Raw genomic sequence first — 525 nt, forward strand, 5'->3', positions numbered from 1 at the left:
TGCCAAATTGGCGCAGACGTTTTGGCAATACTTCATCCAGCCTATCTAGTTCACTTGGCTCTACTTCGATCAAATTGAAGTTGTGTTGCTGATACACCGCGCGAATGGCTTCTCGCTCTTTTTCTGGCGTCTCTCCGCTATCACTTCCCCAAAACTGAAGGTACAGCTTGCCAGCAGGAAGATAAAAATCGCTCATCACTTCTTGTTCTATCGGGACTTGTCGCTCGTAAGCATGGACAATTCCAGCCAAATACAACCAGTTATCAATTAATAACTCCCCTTTTGAACGAACATAGTGCCCATCCAAAGTCCGGTGTTTGGCTTCGAATTTTTGACGAAAACTGGAGTAGGATTTGTCGGTGGAGTGCGACTCCGCATCTTGCCCCAAAAACTACACTACAGATTGCTTCAAGCGCTTGTTGCGCAAAACGACATCGTGCCAAACCACAAAGGTGTTTTGTGATTCTTTATCTGCACGCTGTTGACCACCTGCTCGAATGCCCGCTTCGGTGACTTGCCATCCGT

At 47.0% G+C, this 525-nt stretch carries 1 pseudogene; it reads right to left on the reverse strand.

The annotated features are described in order from the left end of the window. Positions 1-525, reverse strand: a pseudogene (locus R7O13_RS30655) (glycerol kinase); the annotation flags it as partial.

The organism is Vibrio sp. Y176, from assembly GCF_033438945.1.